Genomic DNA, 20,966 nt, shown 5'->3' on the forward strand with positions numbered 1-20,966 from the left:
ATCGGCCACATCGGCTCTGCCATACGAGCATTCATCGACGAACGCGGCTGGATGACGGTCTTCCGGCTCCCCGGCTACGCCCGGAACTCAGAGTGGGGCCAAGACCCTTCGCAGTTCTCGCAGCGGAACGTCGCGGACACGCCCTTCAGAGGGGTCGATGGGCGGGGGACGTGCCGGCATTCCAGCACCAGGACTCCGGGCTTCGCTTTGGCGCCGGGCATGATCACGTGAGAACCGGCCAAGTTCTGGCTGATGTAGCGGAGTTGGGAAGACGCAGGCAACCATGGGGGCGGTGGCTGGCGTTCCCAGGAGTGCGAGAGCCCAGGGATATGCGTGCGTTCATCCACCGCATCAGGGAGGAACCTCTCATGGTCGTACGTCGCCGCCGCGTCTTCATCGTCATCAGCGCCGCTCTGATCAGCGCCCCAGCGATGCTCGGTCTTGTTGGATGTGACCCGGATGATGCGGTGGATTGTGTACGGGCAGCTGATGCGCTGGCTGAGAGCGTCGGCATTCTCGGAGAAGCCGTAAAGGACGCGGCCCTGTATCCGGAGAATGCCGACCAGTCGATCGAGAGGGTCAGAGAAAATCTCGACGACCTCCGCGACAAGCACGACGACAAGGACGTACTCGAAGCCGTCGACGACATGGAGGAAGCCTTGGACAACGTGCAGGAGGCCGTGGACAACGACGACAGGACCCCCGACCTCTCACCGGTCATGAGCGCGACCGGACAGATCACCAAGGCCTGCGCGTCCTGATGGTCCGGCCAGCGCCCGGGCAGGCCGTGAGCTTCATGCGCCTACCTACCGCGAGAAAGCGGGTTCCCAAGGTCCAGTCAGAGGGAGGGGTTGAGTCAGTTTCTGGTGGATGCCTCGTCCGGGTCGGGTGAGCAAGCCTCGTCGTGGCGGGTCTGGAGGTCTTTGATGAGTTCGGTGATGTTCACGCGGCCGCCTGGAGAGTGGCGCGCCAGGCCGGAGCGGGCGTGATGAGGGGGCGGGCCATGTTCGCGGTGGAGTCCCAATAGACGGGTGAGGCAGAGCTGTCGGGCCGGCGGTCGTATTCGCGGGCCAGGTGCCGGTGCAGCCTCAACGTGCCGTTGACCTGCTCGACCACGCATCTCTTGGGCTGTGGGACGAAGCCCTTGCCTTGGTCGTCCGGGTTGCGGCGGACGACCCTGACGGTGATGTCCTGCAGCGCGCAGCGAATGATGACCTCGTCCTGGAACTCCTGGTCCACCAGGGCCTTCTCCAAGAGGTTCCCGCACCGCTCGGCCGCCTGGTCGGGCAGGGCTGTGCTGTCGTGTGCCGACGCGGCCACGACGACAATGCCGATGATCAGTCCCAGCACGTCGACGGCCTCAACCAGCAGCTCACTCTGGTCATCAAAGGCCAACTCAAACGCATGCAATATCGCCCCGCATACTGAATACAATCATCTCCGAGACCGGCATCATTCTCACCCAACCGTAAGAAGGCATTTCAATCTCGGTAGCGAGCTGGTGGCTGAATCTTAGGGCGGCAGATATCGCAATCAAGCGCTACAGAGGGGCGTTCACCGTCAAGTTATTGACACCGAGTGCGATTTGGACCGTCCCGCCGGGGGACGGGAAAGTTGGAGATTCCTCTTGAATACGAACCACTGCTTGCTCGCCATTGTCACGCGGAACGGTCATCTGTACCGTCTCATTCAGTGAATCGAGTCGAGGAGTGACATGGACAACGACGTGGCCAAAGGTCTGTCGCCAGTGCTACCAGAGCTTAGTGGCCTGCTACCAGACCTTCGCGGCACGGACATCACAAGCCTGCTGACTGACTACGCGCGAATGGCGAAGATCGTGTCAGTAGTGGAAGCCGCCCGCTTCCTGGAAGAGAACTTCGCGTCGGCACAGAATCTCGGAGGCCGGGAGAACCTCCTTCGCCATGCCTGCTGCTCGGTGGCGATGGACGGCGACGTGCTCGAGTTCGGTGTTATGGAAGGGCAGACCTTGGCCATACTCTGTGACGAGTTCAAGGAGCTTACTGTGCACGGGTTCGACTCGTTCAAGGGGTTGCCCGAGGACTGGACCCACGACAGCCCGACGGGCACGTACAGCGCGCAGGGGAAGCTGCCGACTCGCCTTCCGTCCAATTCAAAGCTGCACGTCGGCCTGTTCGAGGACACGGTGCCGAAGTACCTGGCCGGCACCGATGCTCCCGTTGCTCTCCTGCACATTGACTCGGACCTGTACTCCAGCGCCCGCACGGCGCTCTTCGGACTTGCCTCACGGATGCGGGCGGGTTCGATAATCGTGTTCGACGAATTCCTCAACTACCCCGGATGGCGCCAGCACGAGTACCGCGCCTTCATGGAGTTCGTCGACGCGTTCGACGTCAAGTTTCGCTACTTCTCCTTCGCATCGAGCTATCTGTCCGTTGCGGTGCGGCTCGACTCTGCGCCCAAGGTGAGCTGACTTCTCCAGGCGGGAGCCCTCCTGAGATCGGTTCATGTGTGGTGGTCGCGGGTGCTATGCCATTCGACGCAGCCGATGCCGTTATTGGCGGTGATGGCCCGGTAGGGACGGATAGCGGGACCTGCTCGGCTCGGGTCGGAGTGCGCAGGCAGCCCGTGATCCTCTGCCGAATCTGGATCATCCAGGTGTCACGCTCGGCTGCGTCGCCATCAACCGGACCCGCGCGTCGATGGTGAACCCGGGCGATCGCCGTGTTGGGCCGGCAGCCGACAAGCCAACGCGTTGTGGCCTTTGTCCAGGCTGCCGGCTCTGCCCGGCGAACACTTTGAGGCCACGTCAGGCGACAAACCACAAGGCGTACTTGGCCGCGGCCGTCTGCTCCGGATCGACGCCCTCCAGGGTGTGTCGCGAGCAAGACATCTATCAGGCGTTTCGTTGTGCCCAGGGCGTCGGCGGCCTGCGCCGCCCAGCACCATTCGCCGATACCGCCAGACCGCTCGTGCTGGTCAAGGACGGCCTGCAGCTCGCGCAGGACACGAACGTTGCAGCGAGCATGCGTGGGCTCGGCGTAGGTGTCGTAGGGCCCGGTCGGTCACGAGCGGCGCTCCCGCACCCTGGCGAGGGCAGGACACCATCGGCGGACAACGCCTCTGAGCGCTCACCTGCTCCGGCCGGGCGAGCCGATCAAGGGACGGTCCGGGCCGAGCGTTGGGGAGCCGGGGCGCAGTACTCGGCGTTCACAATGGGGAGGATGGTCTCCGCTCCCCAGTTGGCGTTGTAGTCGAACGCAAATTGGTGACGGCCGTCCTCAGTGGTGGCGGCCAGTGTCAGCCAGCCGATCATGCCTCCGTCGTGGTACCACAGGGTCGTGCCGCAGCTCAGTTCGAACCGCTCGATGCCGAGCCCGTAGGACGCGCCGGGGAAATCGGGGTTGTCGACGGTCGTCTTCATCGCCTTCAGCTGCCGCGGCGGCAGCAGTTTCCCGCGCATCAGGGCGCCGTAGAACCGGTTCAGATCCCCCGCGCTGGAGATGATGTCGCTGCTCCCCCAGCCCTGCGACCCGTTCATCTCGGTCACGTCGTCGATCCGATCCGGCTGCGACGTGAAGAGCTTGGAGTAGCCGCGGCTGCTCGGCCGGGGCAGGCGAATGCCGTTCCCGGGGTTGGACGTCGCCTTGAGCCCCAGGGGTTCGATGATGCGGTCGCGCACCTCGTCCTCGTACGATCTGCCGCCGATCTTCTCGACGATCAGTGCGGCCAGGATGTCATTGGTACTGGAGAACGAGTGCCTGGCACCGGGATCGAACAACGGCTCGTGGGAGAGCGCCACTCGCACACGCTTCTCGGGCGTCAGAGTGTCGTACCGGTGCTGGAGGTAGCCGTCGCCCTCCATGTACGTCTCGCTGTACTCCTTGTCGGCCAGATATTCGAACAGGCCGCTGGTGTGGTTCAGAAGCTGCCGCACGGTGATCTTGCGGCCATCGTTGCCGTTGCCCGTCACCAAGCCGGGCAGACGGCGCTCCACGGTGTCGTCGAGACTGAGTCTCTTCTCCGCCTCCATCTGAAGGAGGACGGTTGCCACGAATGTATTGGTGATATTGCCGGCGCGGAACCGGTCGTTCTTGCCTCGCGACTCACCTGTTTTCAGATTGCTCACACCCGATGCCGACTTCCAGACTCCGTTGGCATCACGGGCTTGGGCGGTGATGCCGGGGACACCGGCCTTCACGGCCGCGTCCATCGCGCGCTGAGTCGCTTGGTGGTGGACCGCCGCAGGGACCGTGTCCCGCGACGCCTGGCCGGGACCGGTGGTGAAAGCGGTGACCGCCATCGCACCCGCCGCAAGACCGGCCACGCCGGCCCTTGTTCTCTTCCGTATCGTCATTCCGCGCTCCTGGGAGTCGTCTGTACGCCGTCTTCGTGTGGTGTCGTCGGTGGTGGTTGCGCCCCTGCCGCATCTCCAGGAACCGTCGCGTCTACTCCCGCGATCGTTGCTCCAGCAAGACTTGCGACAGGGGCATTGGCCCGCAACACCCGTACCGATGTATGGACCCTGCTTCCAATGCCCTGCTGCGTGGCCCACGTCGGCGGACCGCCGGCCATAGAAGCAGCCGCTCCACCTCGAGCACGAGGACGCTGGAGCCGCGATATCACGCCAGCGAACGGCAAACGGCAGGGGAAGCCAGTGGCTCACGCCTCAGCTGTGATCGCCGAGGATGCCAGTGCGGCGGACACGAGTCGACCACCTGCTCGTTTTTCCAGGAAAGATCCCCGAGGCCGACCGAGGCTCTTTTGCAGATACCCCTGCTACCACGCAGAAACTCGCCATGAATTTCAATCCATGCGGCCATCGGCCTTCTTTCCGTATCCATCAAGCTTTCTGCAGGCAGCAGTTCCCGCCTTCATTGCCCCGGGGACATCAGCGGGCCATGATGGAGGGCCCGGGTGTCTCGTCGACAGGACAGCCCGACGGTTTCGTCGACTATTCTCCACATTCTCGCAACGCCTCATGGCCTCGACGCCGCAAAGTCCCCGTTCTCGTCACACCGTGAAAGGTGAGTGCTGTATGTTCGTCCCCAGCAACTACCGGGAACCGGACGTTTCATGGATGGTCGATCTGATGCGCGGGAACCCTCTGGCGCTGATGGCAAGCAACGGAACTCCCACTGACGGACCGTTCGCCACCCACCTTCCGGTCATCACCGACCCTCAGTGGGAGGGACTACCCGCCGGGAACTTGGCCGACGTGCCCTTGCTCGGTCACATGAACCGAGCCAATCCGCACTGGGCGGCGCTGAACACCGGGACAGCCATCCTGCTGACATTCACCGGTCCGCACGCCTATGTCTCGCCTACTGTCTATGACATTACTCCGGCCGCCCCGACCTGGAATTTCACCTCGGTGCACGTACACGGAGTCGTCGAAAAGATCGAGTCGACGGAGGAGACGCTGGGCGTCGTACAGGCGACGGTGCAGGCGTTGGAGAAGGAATTCGGCGACAGCTGGGACATGAGCGAATCCATCGGCTATTTCCGCAAGATAGTGCCTGGTGTGGGCGCTTTCCGTGTCCGAGTGACCAGGGCCGAGGGAATGTTCAAGCTCAGCCAGGAACAGCGCCCCGAGATTCGCGAGCGGGTGGTGCAGTCGTTTGCCGGGCGCGGATGCACCCGCCACGCGCAGACAGCGGATCTCATGAACCGCCTGTCATGACAGCTTTCCCGTGACGCGGGGTCCGCACCCCTCGGTGTACGGACCCCACAACCCTCACCGCGCCGGACAGACACCTCCGCCTGCCTCCAACGCGACCGTCGTACAGGCCGGTGGCAGGTCACTCGAGAGGCAAGTGCCGGTCGGCCTCGTTCAGTAACTGGCTGGCGGCGGCATCGAGCGTGGCCGTCACCCACTCCCCCAGCTCAGTGCCGGCATGGGCCGCTGCCTTGTGCCACCACTGGAGCCGGTTGTCGGGCACGGCAAGCCGGCGCGTCGCCGCCACGGCACTCGACTGCTGCGAGGTGCCCGCGCGCTCCGCCCTGATGGCGTTGCGCAGTTGCTTGGTGTTCCACTTCATCCGTTCGGCACGATCGAGCCAGGCTTCCTGCTCTTCGACAGGGAGCGACGCCAGCTCGGCATGGTGCTGGAAGCTGAGCGCGGGCCGCCGCCTGTGAAGTTCGAACCGCCGGGAAACCCAGGCGTAGTTGCGCAGCGTCTGGTACTGGAGGCCAGCCGCACGGATTCCGCGCTCGTAGCGGTCGGCGTATTGGTCCTTGCCGTAGATGAGCCAGTCCCCGAGCCACCAGGACGACGAGTTGAGCAGCCCGGAGAGCTGACGCCCGGCGCGTTCCCAGTCCTCGAAAGCGAGTCCTACGGGTATGTGCAGCCCCACCTTCGTGGTGAGTACCTGATCGCACCGCGGTTCCGCCCCGCCGGCTCTTCGCGCTTTCGGTGCGGCTTCTGCGGTCTTGCCGAATATGAGCGCCTTGGAGTCTCTGTAGTCGTCGACCTGATTCGCCATCACGCCTCCGTGGCAACGCGCGTATAAACCGGGCGGGTTCGCGGTGGCTCCCTATTGAATACAGAAAGCGTTCACCCCCGTTGTTTGCACATACGGACCGAGCGGTGACCACCACCCGCAGATAGCTACGGGCAACCTCAAAGAACCGGGCATTGCACGGTCCCGCGTTGAGATCGAGATGACCAACCGCCGCGCACCGAGTAGATCCCGACAACGATGCCAAGTTCAAGAATCTTGGCTCAATCGAACACTACTTTGCAGAGTTCGGGCGTTTAACGAAATCTTAGCGGCCCAATCCGCTGAATGGCGTGATTTGGAGTACGCACGCAGCGCTCACGGCATCTAGGTCAGACGCCGCACCAGATCACGCCCCGCCCCGAGCGCCAACCTCAATGACCTCGTCAAGACATACGCGTCTGGCATCCTTGCAGGTCGTAGCCTTGCAATGACAGCACCCCATCCGTGCGGACCATGACAGCGGCAAGTACCCATCCGAGAAGGTGTGGGCGGAATCCAGCCATCCTCGCGTGGCTTCACGCCCGGCGCCGATGTGCCATTGGAGACGCCAAGACAAATCAGCCAACCTCAGAACGTGGCGCCACACTGGAGCGCGCACTAGACTCCCGCCAACGCTCAGTAACGCCGGGGGAGTTATTGCGGCATGAATACGGTCCAGTCGGAGAGATCATCGACCTCGCGAGATGCGACTTACACCAACGGTTTCGAATTAACGCTGGATCGCTACTGCAGAACGATCTTCAAAGGCTTACGGCGAGTCGATCAACGCAACTGGGCACACGCCTATCTGAAAGGGCTGCTCGTCACGTCCGGCAAGAAGTCCGTGCGCCGACTCGCCACCGCGGTCTCCGACGACCCGTCCGCCGTGCAATCACTGCGACAGTTCGTCAGTCTCAGCCCGTGGAACTTCGACGAGGTCATGGAGGAGCTCACTCACTGGGTGGCGGACCATCGGCCCGATCCTGTCTGGTCCATCGGCCGGGCTGTCCTGCCCAAGCGCGGTGACCGTTCGGTGGGCGTCCACCGCTACTTCGACCTGTCCTCGGGCCGTACGCTCAACTGCCAGCTGGGACTGGGCTCTTTCCTGTGCGTGGGCACCGCTCAGGTTCCCGTCGACTGGTGCCTGTACTTGCCGACGACCTGGACGCAGGACTCGCAGCGGTGCAAGGAGGCACGAATACCGGACTCCGAGCAGCACCGGCCGCTTTGGTCGCACACACTCCGACTCGTCGACCGCCTGTCGGCCCGCACGAACTCCACGTCCTCGGTCGTCCTCGTCGACATGAGCGACGAACCCGACGTGGGGTACCTGCTGCACGGACTCGCCAAGCGCCGCCGCGACTTCGTCATCGCTGTGCCACCTCACTTGGCGGTAGTGCCCGCCGGCGAGGGCGCCCCGTCACCAGTGAGCGCAAGGACCCTGATCCTCACGCAGAGCCCGGAGACGGCTGTCGTTCCCCTGCCGGACGGACAGCAGCACATCACACCCGTACAGACGTCACTCGTTCGTCTGCAGGCCGGCTCCCTCGGGCGCTCCCCCGGCCCTCTCTACCGGCTCTTCACCGAAGTGCGCCCCAACCGCGCCCCGGCCCCACTATGGCTCACCAGCCTCGCCCACCACACCGTCGCGGAGGTCGGCTCGATCGCCGCGCTGCACGGGGGGACGGCGGCCGTGGTCGGTTCCATGGAACAGGACTTCGGGCTGCTGGATTTCGAGGGACGCTCGTTCCCCGGGTGGTACCACCACATGGCCCTGGTCTCCGCCGCGTACACCTTCCGGTGCCTGCGCGGGCTCACCTCTGTGTCGTCGCGCACCACTGCACAGCAAGTGCCGTAGCAACGCGGCGCGCGACTTCCTCCCGGTCGTGGGGGCCGGTTCCGGGATCGGACCGGCCCCACTGCACGCATCAGCGGCTGTACGCGCGTTTGTACGCCGCGCGCGACCGCCAGGCGACGCGACAGCTCCTCACCTTCGACAGGCGTGTCGGGCAGCAGTCGCCGAAGTCACTTCGCCGGCCACCACGCGAATCACCGAGGACGGTGAAGAACGCGTAGCCGAAGGCCATGTGGGCCAGGCGACAGCCCACCCCACAACATGGGCGAACCAACCTCATTGGAAGATCGCCGCAATGGGGCCGCCCGGCGGGAGAACGTGTCCGGGATCGCCGCAGGCGAAGCTCCTGCGGCGGGGGGGGTGAGGCCGCCCGTCAAGGTCTCGCCCATCAGCCGCCCAACGCCCTTGCGGCCCACCGCCAGGCCCTCGTGTCTCATGACGGCGTGCACGCGCAGCGAGCCGTAGGTCCGGCCGGATTCATGTGGATCTTCCGGGTCTGCTCGGTCGGCACGTCGTCGTGACGCTGCCGCTCGCACGGCTCCTGCTCTCGCCGGCGCCACCGATATCGGGCGGACGCGATGTGCCATTCCCGGAGTTCATGCTCGACGTCCAGGTGCGGTACTGGTCGATGAGCGTCATCACCTGAGCATATGAAAGTCGGGCTCACGGCACATCGAGATGGGCATTCTCCTTGCCTGCAACGGCTATCGGAGTCTCCGGATGCTTCCGGCGCGCATGTCGCTCAGCGCTGCCGCGATCACCTCGACGCCGGCGACGATGGTGTCCGGGTCGGGGGTGATGCTGATGCGGAAGCACTGCTGGGGGTGGCGTCCGAGGCTCTGGCTGTGCTCGGCGTCGGTGAAGAAGTGCCTTCCCGGTACGACGAAAACGCCCCTGCCCTTGAGCGTCTCGTACAGGCGCAGGTCGTCGAACCACTCCTCGTCCACCCAGACCCAGCAGAACATCCCTCCTTCGGCGGCGTGTAGGTGCCAGGCGATGTCCTCCGGCAGTGCCCCCGCCAGCAGCGACTCGACGAACTTCCTGCGCTCGGCGTAGAAGGGGCCGATGACCGATGCGACGAGCGTGTCGAGGACGTCGGACTGCAGCGCGTGGGCCAGCGCCGACTGGACCAACTGGGGTGCGTGCAGCGCCGAGTTGGACAGGAACGAGACGATCGGATCGATGTACTGCTCATCGGCGATGGCGAAGCCCAGGCGTTCCCCCGGAAGTCCGGCCTTCGAGACGGAGAAGACGTTGATGACGCGTTCGTCCCGCACCGGCGCCATGGACAGTCCGCCGATGCCTGGGAACGGGGCACCGTAGGCGTTGTCGACGACGAGCGGTACGTCGTGGCCTTTGGCAGCCGAGATGAGCCGCTGGATCTCGTCACGCGACGCGCACCGGCCGGCTGGGTTGCTCGGGCTGGACAGCAGCATGAGCCCGACGTCCGACAGCCTCTCAAGGGCGAGCAGATCGAACAGGTAGTGGAAGGATCGCTCACCCTGGAGCCGCAGGAGGGGCTCAACTCCCGTGATTCCGTCCGGCGTCAGAGAAAGGCCCTGGTAGCCGGTGTAGTCCGGGGTCATCGGCAGGACCAGCCTGGTGTCGCTGGTCGCGCCCGGCCCGGTGAAAAGCGCCGCGGCGATGAAGCAGAGCATTTGGCTGCCGGGCCCCACCACGATGTTGCGCGGCCCCACACCCCAGCCGTAGCGCCTGTTGAAGTAGTCGGCGATCGTGTCAACGAGTTCTGGCAGCCCGCGAGATGGTCCGTACCGGCAGCTGACATCCCCGAAGGAGGCGGCCAGAGCCTCGGCGGTCATCCGCTGCCAGGTGTCCATGACCTCGGGTATGGCCGCCGGATTTCCTATGCCGAGGTTGAGCCACTCCTTTCCGGTGGCGGAGCCAGTGGTGGCGGCGATGTCGTCCATGATGAGCCGAAGCCCTGACAGACTGGCCATTTTGATTCCGGATCGGGACAGCTCCACGTGGCGGCATCCTTTCCTGTCACTGCCGACGGGCGGCGAACGAAGTGGCTATGGCGCAGAGGACCTCCGCCGCGTGATCGAATACGGCCGAGCTCCCGCCGCCGAGCGCGTGCGGGCAGAAGCCGGCAGAAGTGGCCCACTCGCGTCAGTTCGCCGACCGCCAGGAAGCGATCCAGGACTTGATGCTGGTCCAGCACCTCCAGGGCGTGGGAGTGCATCCTGCCGGCCCGCAACTCGCCCGCCCGCTGCACGAGTTGCTCGACCACCACGTCGACGTCCGCCGGCCTCAGCTCGCAGGCGTACATCAGGCTTGTCGGCCCGGGGGACGGTCAATCAGCGGCCGGAGCCTCCACGGCATGGGGGGAGTGGACCTCGACGAAGGGCAAGATCTCACGGAAGCGCAGTACGGTGCCGTGGCAGTAGTTGGCATTGTGCTCAAGGCTCCGCTGCGGCATGTAGGGCATCTTCTGCCGAGCATGATGGTTGACGCGCACCATGACCCGTCCGGACTCGGCGTCTCCCTGCGCGTCGGCGTCGAGCATCTCGCGCTCCGTCAGCAGCCGAGCCAACTCCGCGGAGACCTCCACGATGAAGGTCTCGGCATCGCCCAGGCCGTGCACGGTGATCTCCGTGAACTCGTAGTCCGGCACACTCACCGCTTCGCGGTAGATGTAGGGCCGTGCGATGAGGTCCATCTCGAACGCCTGCCTGGCCATCGGGTCCGACCACCACTCCTGGGATGTGACGTAGTCGGCCAGCACCTTGTCGAATTCCTCACGATGGGTGCTGAGGATCATGTGCCCGATTTTTCCGCTGAGGAGCACGTCATAGTTGGTCAGGTTGGCCAACGACTCGGTGATGAGCTGGAGCACCTCGGAATCAGCCCGCTGTTGGAAGTAGCGCGAGACGCCGGCGAACAAATCGCCGTAGGAAATGATGCCGGCCGCGTCGAGATAGCCGGAGAGCAGGAACAGGCCGCGCATGTTGTACGTGGTGTGCATTGCGTTGTACAGCCAGTACGCCTCGCGGCATTCCTCCTTCGACACCCAGTTCGTGGCGACCACGACCTCCGCCTCGGACACGTCGCTCGGCACGGACTCCGTCGTCAGGCCGTAGAGTTCCACCTGGTTGTACATGGGTGTGTTGTGCAGGAGAAGCTGCGGATAGACGATGACGGTGTCTGCGTAGGACCGCGCCAGCTTCGTCAAGCCGTCCTTGAACGATTCGAAGGTCTCCCCCGGAAGGGGCCAGATCAGTTCCACATAGGAACTGATCTGCTTTTCCCTGAGCGTACGCTGCAGCTCGACGAAGGTCTCTTCGCGGATGTTGGCCCGGTCCACCAGTTTGAGCGACTCAGGATTCAGCGTCTGAAGCGAGATGGGCTGAGTCACCATGAGGTCACCGCGCACGAAAATCTCGGTTATCTGCGCCATGCGCTCCGGCCGGTTCTTGGTGGCAGCCATATACACGACCAGCGGGTAGCCGACTTCCTTTTTGCGCGCCACGATGTGCTCGGTCATCGCCACGTCACGGGGCGACTGCCCCCAGTTCGCGTCGGCGATGAAGATCCCGGAGAGCCCGTTGTCAGCGATCCAGTCGAGCTCGGCCCTGATCCGCTCCTCCTCGAACTTGATCACCTTCGAATTGGTGGCCGCTCCCCAGTAGCAGAAGGTGCAGCGGAAGGGGCACCCACGGTTCGTCTCCAAGATCCCCATACTGAACTCCTGGCCGTCGAAGACGCCCGTGAGGAAGGGGGAAGGAATTTCCATGAGATTACTGATCCGCGGCGCAGCTTCCGTGGTGACGAGTTCGCCGCCGGACCAAAAGCTGAGACCGGGAACCTGGTGCAGATCAGGTGTTGGCGTACTGAGCTGCCTGAGCAGCTCCACTGACGTCCTCTCCCCCTCCCCGTTGCACACATAGACGTTCTCCGGCGCATCCGCCAGGTAGGTTGCGGCGTGATTCATCACCTGCGGCCCGCCCAGCAGGTAATGGGCGTCCGGCTGGCGCTCCCGCAGCTCCTTCAGCAGCCAGCTGACCAGCTTCATGTTCCAGATGTAACAGCTGAACGTGTAGATCTGCGCATACTTCCCGGCCAGTTCCTCCAGCAGCTTGTGCCGGTCGTCGGTCACCGGGTAGGAAACTATTTCGAAGGTATGAGCCGCCCCTACCTCGACATCCTCCTGCGCGCACGCCTGGATGTATCCAGACGCAAGCGGCAGGATGTTCTCGTAGGTGGGAATCTCGACAAGCACAACCTTCTTGCGCTCTTGATTGCTGTTCCCGGTCACGGTCCTTATCGGGATGTTCTTAATGAGCATTCTGGACCTCCCGCCCCGAATCCTGTGCCCACTGGTCTATGCGTTCGGCCAGGTCGGCGAGGACCGGAGCATCGATCAGAACGCGCACCGTGAAATCGATGCTCCAGACGCGGCGGGCCTCCAGCACCACCTTGGTGGCCAGCAGCGAGTCCCCGCCGAGGCCGAAGAAGTCCTGGTCGCGCCCGACCTTGTCAAGCTTGAGGACATCGGCCCAGATCATCGCGAGCCGACGTTCTGTCTCCGTCTCGAAGTCGCCTTCCATTTCAAACCCCTGTCTGCGCTAGCGTTTTGTCCGCACCTTCGACGAAAACCCGAGGAGATGGCATCGCCACGGCACCGCGGGCGGCCGGCCCGCAGCGCCTGGTCAGCTCGCGTGCATCGGCGAGCACCTCGTCTCGCCGGGCAAGAGGTGACTGAGCAGGTAGCGGCGATCGAATCCGTCCAGGCCCAGGTCGCCGATGTCGGCTTCCGGCCGCCGGCCGGGGTGGTCGTGGTCGAGGACCAGGAGGGTTCGCTTACCTCGCATGACCAAGTCGCTCCTCTGCGTCAGCGGCCGGACTGCCCATGGCCTTGCAGGTGAATGCCCACAAGCGTCTGGGCGACCGCCTTACGGTCTGCCTTGCCGCTCGGTGTCCGGGGCAGTTCCGGCAGGACCGTTATGGAGACGGGCACCGATGGCCCCGGCAGTAGCTCGGTCAGTGCGGCCATCGCTCGGGCGACGTCAAAGGCGGCCTTCTCTCCGTCGACAGTGACAGCGGCTCGCAACTGCCGGGAACCCTCGGCGATCTCGATCGGAACGCATACCGCTTCCGCGACGCCTGGCTGCTCCAGCAGGCATGCGTCCACCTCCAGCGGATTCACCCGGACTCCGCGGATCTTCACTTCGTTGTCGGCACGGCTGACGTAGTGGATGACGTCGTCCTCGACACGCACCAGGTCTCCGGTACGGAAGGCCCGGTTGTGGCCGTGGCGGGTGAGGTCCAGTGGGATGTACCGCGCCGCGTTGAGGCCGGGCTGGTTGAGATAGCCCGTCGATAGGGGCAGGCCGGTCACCAGGAGCTCCCCCACCGCCGGCTCGCTCTGGTCGATCGGATCAACGATCACCTCGCAGCCCGGTAGCGGGCGGCCGATCGGCGGCAACGTCGGCCAGTGTTCCGGCGGCCCGGGCAGCGTGTGCGCGGTGACCATGGCGGACTCGCTCTGGCCGTAGTGGATGTTCAGTCGGCAGCCCGGCAGGCGCCTGAAGAAGTCTCTTACGGCCGGGGTGCAGACCAGCTGCTCGCCGCCGAGGTTCACCTCTTGGAGGGCGAGGTCGTCGAGTGAATCGGCGGCGGCAGCGGCGACGGTGAGCATGTTCAGCGCCACGTACGGCAAGAACAGACGCTCGATCCGATTGTCTGCCAGCCAGTCGAGAAGAGCGATCGCGTCACGGCGCAGTGGCTCGGGCATGATCACCAGAGTTCCCCCGCCGCACAGCGTGCCGAGGACTTCCTGGAACCACACATCGAAGTTGAGCGGCGTGAACTGGGCAGTGCGCAGGTCCGGTCGCACCGAATGGCTCCGCTGCCATTCCGCCATGTTGTCGATGGAGCGGTGCGGCAGCACGACCCCCTTGGGCAGGCCTGTGGATCCGGAGGTGTAGATGACATAGACGGGCAGGTCCGCCTGGCATGAGTGCCGCGGCACGACCTCGTCGCCGGGCGTGCTCTCAGTCGGCCGACCGGGCGCCGGCGGTATGCGCAAGGACTGCACACCAGTCGCGAACGCGGGCTCCTGGTCAGCGAACAGCAGCATCTTGGCACCGCTGTCGGTCTTCATGTGCTCAAGGCGCTTCACCGGGTAGCCGGCGTCCAGCGGAACATATGTCGCACCGATGTACACCGTGGCGAGCATCGCCGCCACGATCGCGGCGCTTCGCGAACCGGTGATGGCCACCCGGTCGCCCGGTCGGATTCCGTGATCCACCAGTACCGCGGCGATGCTCTTGGTCCACCTGGTCAGGTCGCGGTATGTCAGCACGTGGTCCTCGCCGCGGACCGCGACGTCGTCCGGCCGTGTCGCCGCGGTCATGGCCAGCGCCTCGAGCAGGCACGGCGGATCCGCCGACCCGCCCCATAGCGAGGGGAGCGGGCGGGGCACAGTCAGTGCTGTCGATTTACTTGCCATCTGCCATCCCTAGGCCAAGGAAGCTCAGCAGGTGAGTTCGCCAATTAGGCATTGCTGGATTCGGCTCCAAAAATCAGGGAGAAGTAATCCACCGAGTTTTTCTGGTCCCAGCCCGCGACTGAAGGACAGATCGGCCATGAGACACCCTGCAAATACACAGTGATGAAATCTCGCATTTGGCCGCCGAAAATCAGGCTACCACGAGCACTCGCCGAGGGTGACGCAAAGTGTGATTTACCTGGTTCATGCGACCGCATATTTCTGCGGACACATAAACGCCTGTTCCCCGCAGCACCAGAAGAATTTTCCCGATGGCATGGGGCCACGTCATAGGGTGGTCTTCGTACGGAATTTGATATCGCCCAGTACGTCACTCAAGTCTGCCAGCAGCGCGACCTCCTCACCTCTGAGGTAGAAATGCCCACCGGGCAGCACCCGGAGCCGGAAGGCACCGCGTGTCAATTCCGCCCAGCGGCTCATCTGCTCCGGGGTCACTTCGGAATCCTCGTCACCGGTGTAGCCGTACACCGGGCAGTCGAGCAGAGGTCGGCGGCCACCGGAGTAGTCGTCCACCAGGTGGTAGTCCGCACGGACCGCGGGGAGCACGATCTCCCTGAGGTCCGCGTCGGCGAAGACCGCGGCACGGCTCGCGTCGAAGCCGACGACATGCGCGATGATCTCCTCGTCCGTGCCGGAGATCATCTGCCGGCCGGCCAGCGCGTGCGTCGGCCGTCTGCCGGACACGCACAAGGCGGTCGGCGGACAGCCCCGTTCCTGGAAGCGCAGCGCCACCTCGTGCGCCAACGAAGCCCCCATGCTGTGGCCGAACAGCACCAGCCGATGCCGCGTGAGCTCGCCGAGCGCGTCGGCGATGTCGTCCGCAAGGGCTTCCAGCCGGGGCGGGAACGGATCGCCGAACCGGTCCTCCCGGCCCGGGTATCGGACGGCGAGCACGCCGATGTCCGAAGGCAGTCCCGAGGACCAGGTGCGATATGCGCTCGCCCCGGCGCCGGCGGCAGGGAAGCAGACGAGCTTCGTCCCGCATCCGTCGTCATCGCGGTAGCGGCGTATCCACCGCTCTTCGACCGGATTACTCATCGAAAGGCGCCCTTTCAACAACGGAAGGAATCATCAGTGCCATGGGCGAGACCGGGTGTCACGGGCTCTGCGGACGTTCAACAGATGTCGCCTCCGACCTCGGCGAGGACTGTGCTCCCGTCGTTCCGCCCTGCGCGCCGGGCGACGACAGAGTCGACTATCTCGCCGCTTCGTACCGCGATGTTCGACAGCAGCGAGGAGGTCAGGCCGTGGGTGTGCTCGGTACCGCCCTGAAGATAGATGCCACACCGCATTTCGGGGGCGGTGACGATGCGGTAGTCCCGCTCCACCCGGTACCGGCCGGCCTCGTCGCGCAGGCAGTGACGGTCGAGATCACCGAGCAGGTCCGTGGGCTCCATCGCGTTGTAGCCGGTCGCGCAGACGAGTAGATCGAAGTCGAGTTCACGAACCTCGCCGTCGGATCCCTCCTGGAGGGAGACAAGGGTCTCGGCGCCGGCACGCTTCACGCCGGTGACCCTGGTCAGGTTGAGGATCTCGAGGCGCTTGACCCCCCGGACGTCGTCGTCGTACGACCTTCGGTACAGATCCCGGATCACCTCGTCGTCGACGACCGAATAGTTCGTGTTGCTGTGGTACCGCCAGAACGCCTCCCTCGTCTGCTCGGTGCCGAAGTAGTAGTCGTCGACGGCTCCCAGGTCGAAGATCTGATTGGCGAAGGGGGTGTCGTCCGCGACGGAGTAGCCGTAGGACGGGATGACCGCACACACCTCGGCGTGTGGAAGCTCGTCGTACAGGAACCTGGCGATCTCCGCGGCGCTCTGGCCCGCTCCGGCCACCGCCACCCGGCGCAGTTCCCCGGGATCTGTCCGGCGGTACTTCTCCAGGAACTCGGAGCTGTGCCACACCCGTTCGTCGCGCTCGATCCCCTCGGGCATGCTCGGGACCAGGCCTGTCGAGATGACCACGTTCCGGGCCTCGACGACGCGGCCGACCCGGCCGGTGGCATCCGCCACCTCCAGCAGCAGGCTGTCCGACAGCTCCGGACCGGCGCCCGTCGACCGCCGGATCGACGTCACGTCGGAGCCGTACACGATGCGGTCGGCCACCCGTGCCTGCGCCCACTCCAGGTACTGGTGGAACTCCTGGCGCGTGGGAAAGAAGTCCTGGTTGTTGACGAACTGCGAAAGCCGCCCCGCCTCATGCAGGTACGCGATGAAACTGAAACTCGACGTCGGATTGCGGAAGGTAGCCAGGTCCTTGAGAAACGATATCTGCATGGTCGCCGACGGCAGCAGCATGTTGCGGTGCCAGCCGAAAGAGGACTGACGCTCGAAGAAAAGGCTGCTGATCTCATTCTTCAGGCCACTCGCGCCGTGCTCTTCCAGGGCGATGGCAAGCGACAGATTGGACGGTCCGAACCCAATGCCGACCACGTCGTAGATCTCGTGTTCACGATTACTCATAGATAATTCTCCCGCTGGCATGACCGCACGGACCGTACTCGCGTCTTCGACCGGTAATCTTCCGCTGCAGGAATGACCCGCGTCCGGGAGGCTGGCATTTCCATCGGTCGCGCCGCCAACGTAGCCCCGGCAAGATGAACCATTCAAGTACGCCGGCCCCAGCCGACGCATTCCGATGTAGCAGTGTATCCGTGTGGGTCGCGCATTCATGTCCTGCCGACAGGACATGAATGCACACGTAAGGCCTGCTTTCCTCTTTCACCGAAGCTCAGAGGGCTTCGCCGTCCTTCGTCCTCCTGCGCAGAGCCGGCCTGCTCGACTGGGCGAGGTCCTTCCACCTGTCCGACAGACCGGCGATGGTGCGTGCCGCGAACAACGTGCGGATGGACACCTCCAGCTTCAGCTCCGCCCTGATCAGGCCGACCAGCCGGATCGCCCGCAGCGAGTTGCCACCGCGGTCGAAGAAGTCCTCGTCGATGCCCACCCGGTCCAGATCGAGCACGTCGGCGAACGCCTCTGCCAGAACCCGCTCGGTGTGGTTGCGCGGTGCCCGGTACTGCCTGTCGTCGAACGCGGGCTCCGGCAGCGACGCCCGGTCCAGCCTCCCGCCGGCCGTCACCGGCAAGCGTTCCTGCACCACGAATACCGACGGCACCATGAACTCCGGCAACTGCTCCGCGCCGAACCGGCGTAGTTCCTCGACCGGAGGGACAGTCCCGCGGTCGCGGCCTCCGACCGGGACCACATAGGCCACCAGCCGCTGTTGCCCTGAGTCGTCCTTCCTCGCGACCACCACCGACTGTGCCAGCCCAGGGTGCTCGGAAAATACGTCCTCGATCTCGGCCGGTTCGACCCGTACGCCACGTATCTCTGCCTGGGCGTCGTCCCGGCCCACGTACTCGAGGCAGCCGTCGGTGCCCCATCGCACCCGGTCCCCGGTCCGGTGCATGAGCCCGCCGGCCGGGCCGAACGGGCAGGGTACGAACCGCTCCGCGGTCGGACCGGGCCGACCGGGATAACCGCGTGCCACGCCTTGCCCGGCCACGTACAGCTCTCCGGTCACACCCACGGGGACCGGCGCAAGCCCCGGCCCGAGCACGTAGAGGGCGGTGTTGTCCATCGGGCGCCCGACGGCGCCCGCGTGGTACACGGGTTCGTCCGCGGCCAGGCGGTGGGATGCGGCGAACACGGTCGTTTCCGTCGGACCGTGACCGCACACGATGGTCAGTTCGGGGCAGGCCTCCCGTATCCGTCGCACCGCGGCCTCGGACACGCGGTCACCACCGGTCCACACTTCACGCAGCCCGGCAACGGACTTGGGACATTCTGCCGCGATCGCCGAGAACAGGCCCGGGGAAAGCCACGTCGTGGAGATCTCGTTCACCGCTCGCAACTCGGCCAGCGCTTCGATGTCCGGCTCGCCCGGGGCCACGACCACCCGGCCGCCGTTCAACAAAGGCACCCACAATTCGAGAGCGAGCGCATCGGAGGTGTGCGGCGAATGCCACAGCACGGTGCTGTGGCCGCCTTCGTGCCATTGGCGGTCAATGACGAACCGCTCCATGTTCCGGTGCGTCACGGCGACTCCCGTGGCCGCACCGGTCGACCCCGATCCGTACATCACGGCCAGCAGGTTGTCCCGGTGCAACGGGACCGGAGCCTCCCGCGCACCGTCGCTGTCATCGTCGGCGGTGTCCGACCCGATGTCGTCGAACAGAATCGCTGGAACATCCAGATCTGCGGAGAGCACTCCGGCTGACGCCGCGTCGGTGAGCAGTACGCCCACCGAAGAGTCGCCGAGCACCGATCTGATCCGCTCCACCGGGAACGTCGGGTCGATCGGCAGGTAGGCTCCGCCCGCCTTCACCACCCCCAGCAGGGCGACGGCCAGGTCCACCGATCGAGGCATCGCCACTGCCACGACCGTCTCGGGTCCGACATGCCGACGACGCAGCGCCTCGGCCAGCCGGCTCGACCGATCGTCCAACTCCCGGTACGAGACCGCCGAGTCCCCGGACACCACCGCGAGGGCATCGGGTGACCGCTCCACCTGGCGGGCGAACAGTTCCGGAACCGTCACCCCCGGCAGCGGCACATCCGTGCTGTTCGGCGCTGTCAGCACCCGGTCCCGCTCGGCGCCGCCGACCACGTCCAGCGCACCGACCGGTCGCGAACCGTCGGCCATCACGGCCCGGATGTACGCGATCAACTCCTCGCCGATGAAGCGCAACTCCGCGCGGGAGTACAGGACCACCGGGGCATCGAGCCGGATGAACAGGTCACTGTCGACGCTCCCGTCGGTGTAGACGCCGATCGCCAGCTCGTCGAAGGCCCCGGTCGTCGCACCGAGATGGCGCGCCGGGCTGTCGGCGAAGTGGAGCTGTTCCGCGAACTCGACGACGTTGAGAGCGACACCGAAACTGCCGCGACCACTCATGACCGTTCCGCCGGCACGCTGGATGTCCGAGTAGTGGCAGGCGGTGTGACCGAAGATCTCATACGTCTCGTCGACGATCGCGTCGGCAATCTCGGTGAAGGTCGCGTGAAGCGGAACCCCCACCCTCACCGGCACCACGTTCACCGCCAGACCCGGCGACCTGCTCGCCACGCCGACGCGATTGGCCACGGCCAGCGAGAAGAGGAGCTCCGGACGATCGCAGCGGTGCCGGAAGAACACCGCCGCGGCCGCGGCGAGCAGCGACGACATCCATACACCCATGGACTTCGCGGTCTCGGTCCAGGCGTCCGCCTCGGCACGCGGAACGGTCAGTGTGCGGCTCACCATGCCGATGGAGTCGGCCAACTGCGACCACCGGTCGGCGCTGCCCATCGGTTCGGAGAGCGCGGACCTCTTCGCGTCCGACAGAGCGACACGCGGAACCTGGGCGGGCGCCGGAGCGTCCGCCAGGTAGGTGCGCCAGAACTCCGTGTCATCGGCGAACGTCTCCGAGGCTCGGTACTCCGCCGCCTCGGCTGCGAACGACTCGGCATCCCACGGGTGCGGCAGGTCCGCTGCCTGCGAGCCCCGCGCCAACGCCGTGTACACCTCGGCAAGGCGCCGCGACAACAGACCTCCCGCGCCGTACCCGTCCGACACCAGGTGGTGGTAGGCGATCACCACGAGAGAGCGGGTCGCCGCGAGCTTGACCACGCCCAGTCGGAGCAGCAGATCGCGCTCCAGGTCGAACGGCTTCCCCACCATGTCGGCCAGCGCCTCACGGGCCGCCTGCTCGGGATCGGCCGTGTCGCTGAAATCCATGACGAACGGCCGCCAGTCCCCCAATTCCCGGGGAATCTGCCGCAGTTCACCGTCGTCGTCGACAAAGTTCACCCGCAGTATTTCCGCCTCACCCAGCACGTGACGGAATGCGGATTCCATGACCGCCACGTCCAGCTCACCGTCCACATCCCACATGAACAGGGCATGGTTCAGCGTTTCGGGAGACATTCTCTGCGCCAGCCACAACCCTCTTTGCGCAGACGACGCACCGAGCGAACGCACACGGATCATCTCCTCAGCGAACAGGCCCAGGAACCAAAGGAATTCGTAGATCAATTCCACCTTCACAGGTGTGGATCGGCCGGTCAAGACAACAGGATGCCGGGGCTGGCCAAGCCACTCCAGAACTCACGGTGTCCCGTCGACGGGACGGTCC

At 65.1% G+C, this 20,966-nt stretch carries 17 protein-coding genes; 5 read left to right on the top strand and 12 right to left on the bottom strand.

What is annotated here, in order from left to right:
- The first annotated feature begins 329 nt into the window (after nt 1-329).
- Nucleotides 330-761: a hypothetical protein gene (locus AOK17_RS12200; RefSeq protein WP_245697106.1), complete on the top strand. Its 432-nt coding sequence runs from the start codon at nt 330-332 to the stop codon at nt 759-761.
- A gap of 181 nt (nt 762-942) precedes the next feature.
- Here AOK17_RS12200 and AOK17_RS12205 read toward each other — a convergent pair whose 3' ends face one another.
- Nucleotides 943-1,395, bottom strand: coding sequence for a hypothetical protein (locus tag AOK17_RS12205; RefSeq protein WP_245697107.1), 453 nt, complete (start codon nt 1,393-1,395; stop codon nt 943-945).
- A gap of 319 nt (nt 1,396-1,714) precedes the next feature.
- Here AOK17_RS12205 and AOK17_RS12210 point away from each other — a divergent pair, with 319 nt between their 5' ends.
- Nucleotides 1,715-2,452, top strand: coding sequence for a class I SAM-dependent methyltransferase (locus AOK17_RS12210; RefSeq protein WP_055612423.1), 738 nt, complete (start codon nt 1,715-1,717; stop codon nt 2,450-2,452).
- 684 nt (nt 2,453-3,136) lie between these two features.
- Here AOK17_RS12210 and AOK17_RS12215 read toward each other — a convergent pair.
- Nucleotides 3,137-4,192, bottom strand: coding sequence for a serine hydrolase domain-containing protein (locus AOK17_RS12215; RefSeq protein WP_245697108.1), 1,056 nt, complete (start codon nt 4,190-4,192; stop codon nt 3,137-3,139).
- An 825-nt stretch (nt 4,193-5,017) separates the two neighbouring features.
- On the opposite strand from AOK17_RS12215, the gene AOK17_RS12220 reads away from it, so the two are divergent.
- Nucleotides 5,018-5,662: an FMN-binding negative transcriptional regulator gene (locus tag AOK17_RS12220; protein ID WP_055612424.1), complete on the top strand. Its 645-nt coding sequence runs from the start codon at nt 5,018-5,020 to the stop codon at nt 5,660-5,662.
- Nucleotides 5,663-5,780: 118 nt separating this feature from the next.
- Here the strand turns inward: AOK17_RS12220 and AOK17_RS12225 are convergent, their stop codons facing one another.
- On the bottom strand, nt 5,781-6,464 hold the full coding sequence (locus tag AOK17_RS12225; protein WP_169801912.1) for an LmbU family transcriptional regulator: 684 nt from the start codon (nt 6,462-6,464) through the stop codon (nt 5,781-5,783).
- A 661-nt stretch (nt 6,465-7,125) separates the two neighbouring features.
- On the opposite strand from AOK17_RS12225, the gene AOK17_RS12230 reads away from it, so the two are divergent.
- Nucleotides 7,126-8,319, top strand: coding sequence for an IS701 family transposase (locus AOK17_RS12230; RefSeq protein ID WP_079052964.1), 1,194 nt, complete (start codon nt 7,126-7,128; stop codon nt 8,317-8,319).
- A gap of 191 nt (nt 8,320-8,510) precedes the next feature.
- On the opposite strand, the gene AOK17_RS53930 is transcribed toward AOK17_RS12230, so the two are convergent.
- Nucleotides 8,511-8,753 carry a hypothetical protein gene (locus AOK17_RS53930; protein ID WP_425424606.1) on the bottom strand — a complete coding sequence of 81 codons (243 nt, stop codon included), beginning with the start codon at nt 8,751-8,753 and terminating at the stop codon, nt 8,511-8,513.
- Between the two features lie 44 nt (nt 8,754-8,797).
- Here AOK17_RS53930 and AOK17_RS50700 point away from each other — a divergent pair, with 44 nt between their 5' ends.
- Nucleotides 8,798-8,962 (top strand): hypothetical protein, encoded by a 165-nt coding sequence (locus AOK17_RS50700; RefSeq protein WP_157881315.1) that lies wholly within the window; start codon nt 8,798-8,800, stop codon nt 8,960-8,962.
- Nucleotides 8,963-9,020: 58 nt separating this feature from the next.
- Here the strand turns inward: AOK17_RS50700 and AOK17_RS12235 are convergent, their stop codons facing one another.
- From AOK17_RS12235 to AOK17_RS12265, 8 genes are all read right to left on the bottom strand, one after another.
- On the bottom strand, nt 9,021-10,274 hold the full coding sequence (locus AOK17_RS12235; protein WP_055612426.1) for an aminotransferase class I/II-fold pyridoxal phosphate-dependent enzyme: 1,254 nt from the start codon (nt 10,272-10,274) through the stop codon (nt 9,021-9,023).
- Between the two features lie 356 nt (nt 10,275-10,630).
- The gene (locus tag AOK17_RS12240; protein WP_055612427.1) at nt 10,631-12,592 is read right to left on the bottom strand and encodes a B12-binding domain-containing radical SAM protein; all 1,962 of its coding nucleotides are present in this window, start codon (nt 12,590-12,592) and stop codon (nt 10,631-10,633) included.
- Between the two features lie 19 nt (nt 12,593-12,611).
- The gene (locus tag AOK17_RS12245; protein ID WP_055612428.1) at nt 12,612-12,884 is read right to left on the bottom strand and encodes a phosphopantetheine-binding protein; all 273 of its coding nucleotides are present in this window, start codon (nt 12,882-12,884) and stop codon (nt 12,612-12,614) included.
- Between the two features lie 102 nt (nt 12,885-12,986).
- Nucleotides 12,987-13,148, bottom strand: coding sequence for a hypothetical protein (locus AOK17_RS50705; RefSeq protein ID WP_157881316.1), 162 nt, complete (start codon nt 13,146-13,148; stop codon nt 12,987-12,989).
- Between the two features lie 20 nt (nt 13,149-13,168).
- Entirely contained in the window at nt 13,169-14,788 is a 1,620-nt protein-coding gene (locus AOK17_RS12250) for an AMP-binding protein (protein WP_055612429.1), read from the bottom strand.
- Between the two features lie 327 nt (nt 14,789-15,115).
- Complete coding sequence (locus AOK17_RS12255) at nt 15,116-15,886, bottom strand: thioesterase II family protein (protein ID WP_055612430.1); 771 nt, start codon at nt 15,884-15,886, stop codon at nt 15,116-15,118.
- A 77-nt stretch (nt 15,887-15,963) separates the two neighbouring features.
- Complete coding sequence (locus tag AOK17_RS12260) at nt 15,964-17,310, bottom strand: lysine N(6)-hydroxylase/L-ornithine N(5)-oxygenase family protein (RefSeq protein WP_055612431.1); 1,347 nt, start codon at nt 17,308-17,310, stop codon at nt 15,964-15,966.
- A gap of 268 nt (nt 17,311-17,578) precedes the next feature.
- Nucleotides 17,579-20,821, bottom strand: a complete 3,243-nt coding sequence (locus AOK17_RS12265) for a non-ribosomal peptide synthetase (RefSeq protein ID WP_079052967.1) — start codon at nt 20,819-20,821, stop codon at nt 17,579-17,581.
- Nucleotides 20,822-20,966 lie beyond the last annotated feature (145 nt).

The organism is Streptomyces phaeochromogenes, assembly GCF_001418655.1.
GTDB lineage: Bacteria > Actinomycetota > Actinomycetes > Streptomycetales > Streptomycetaceae > Streptomyces > Streptomyces phaeochromogenes.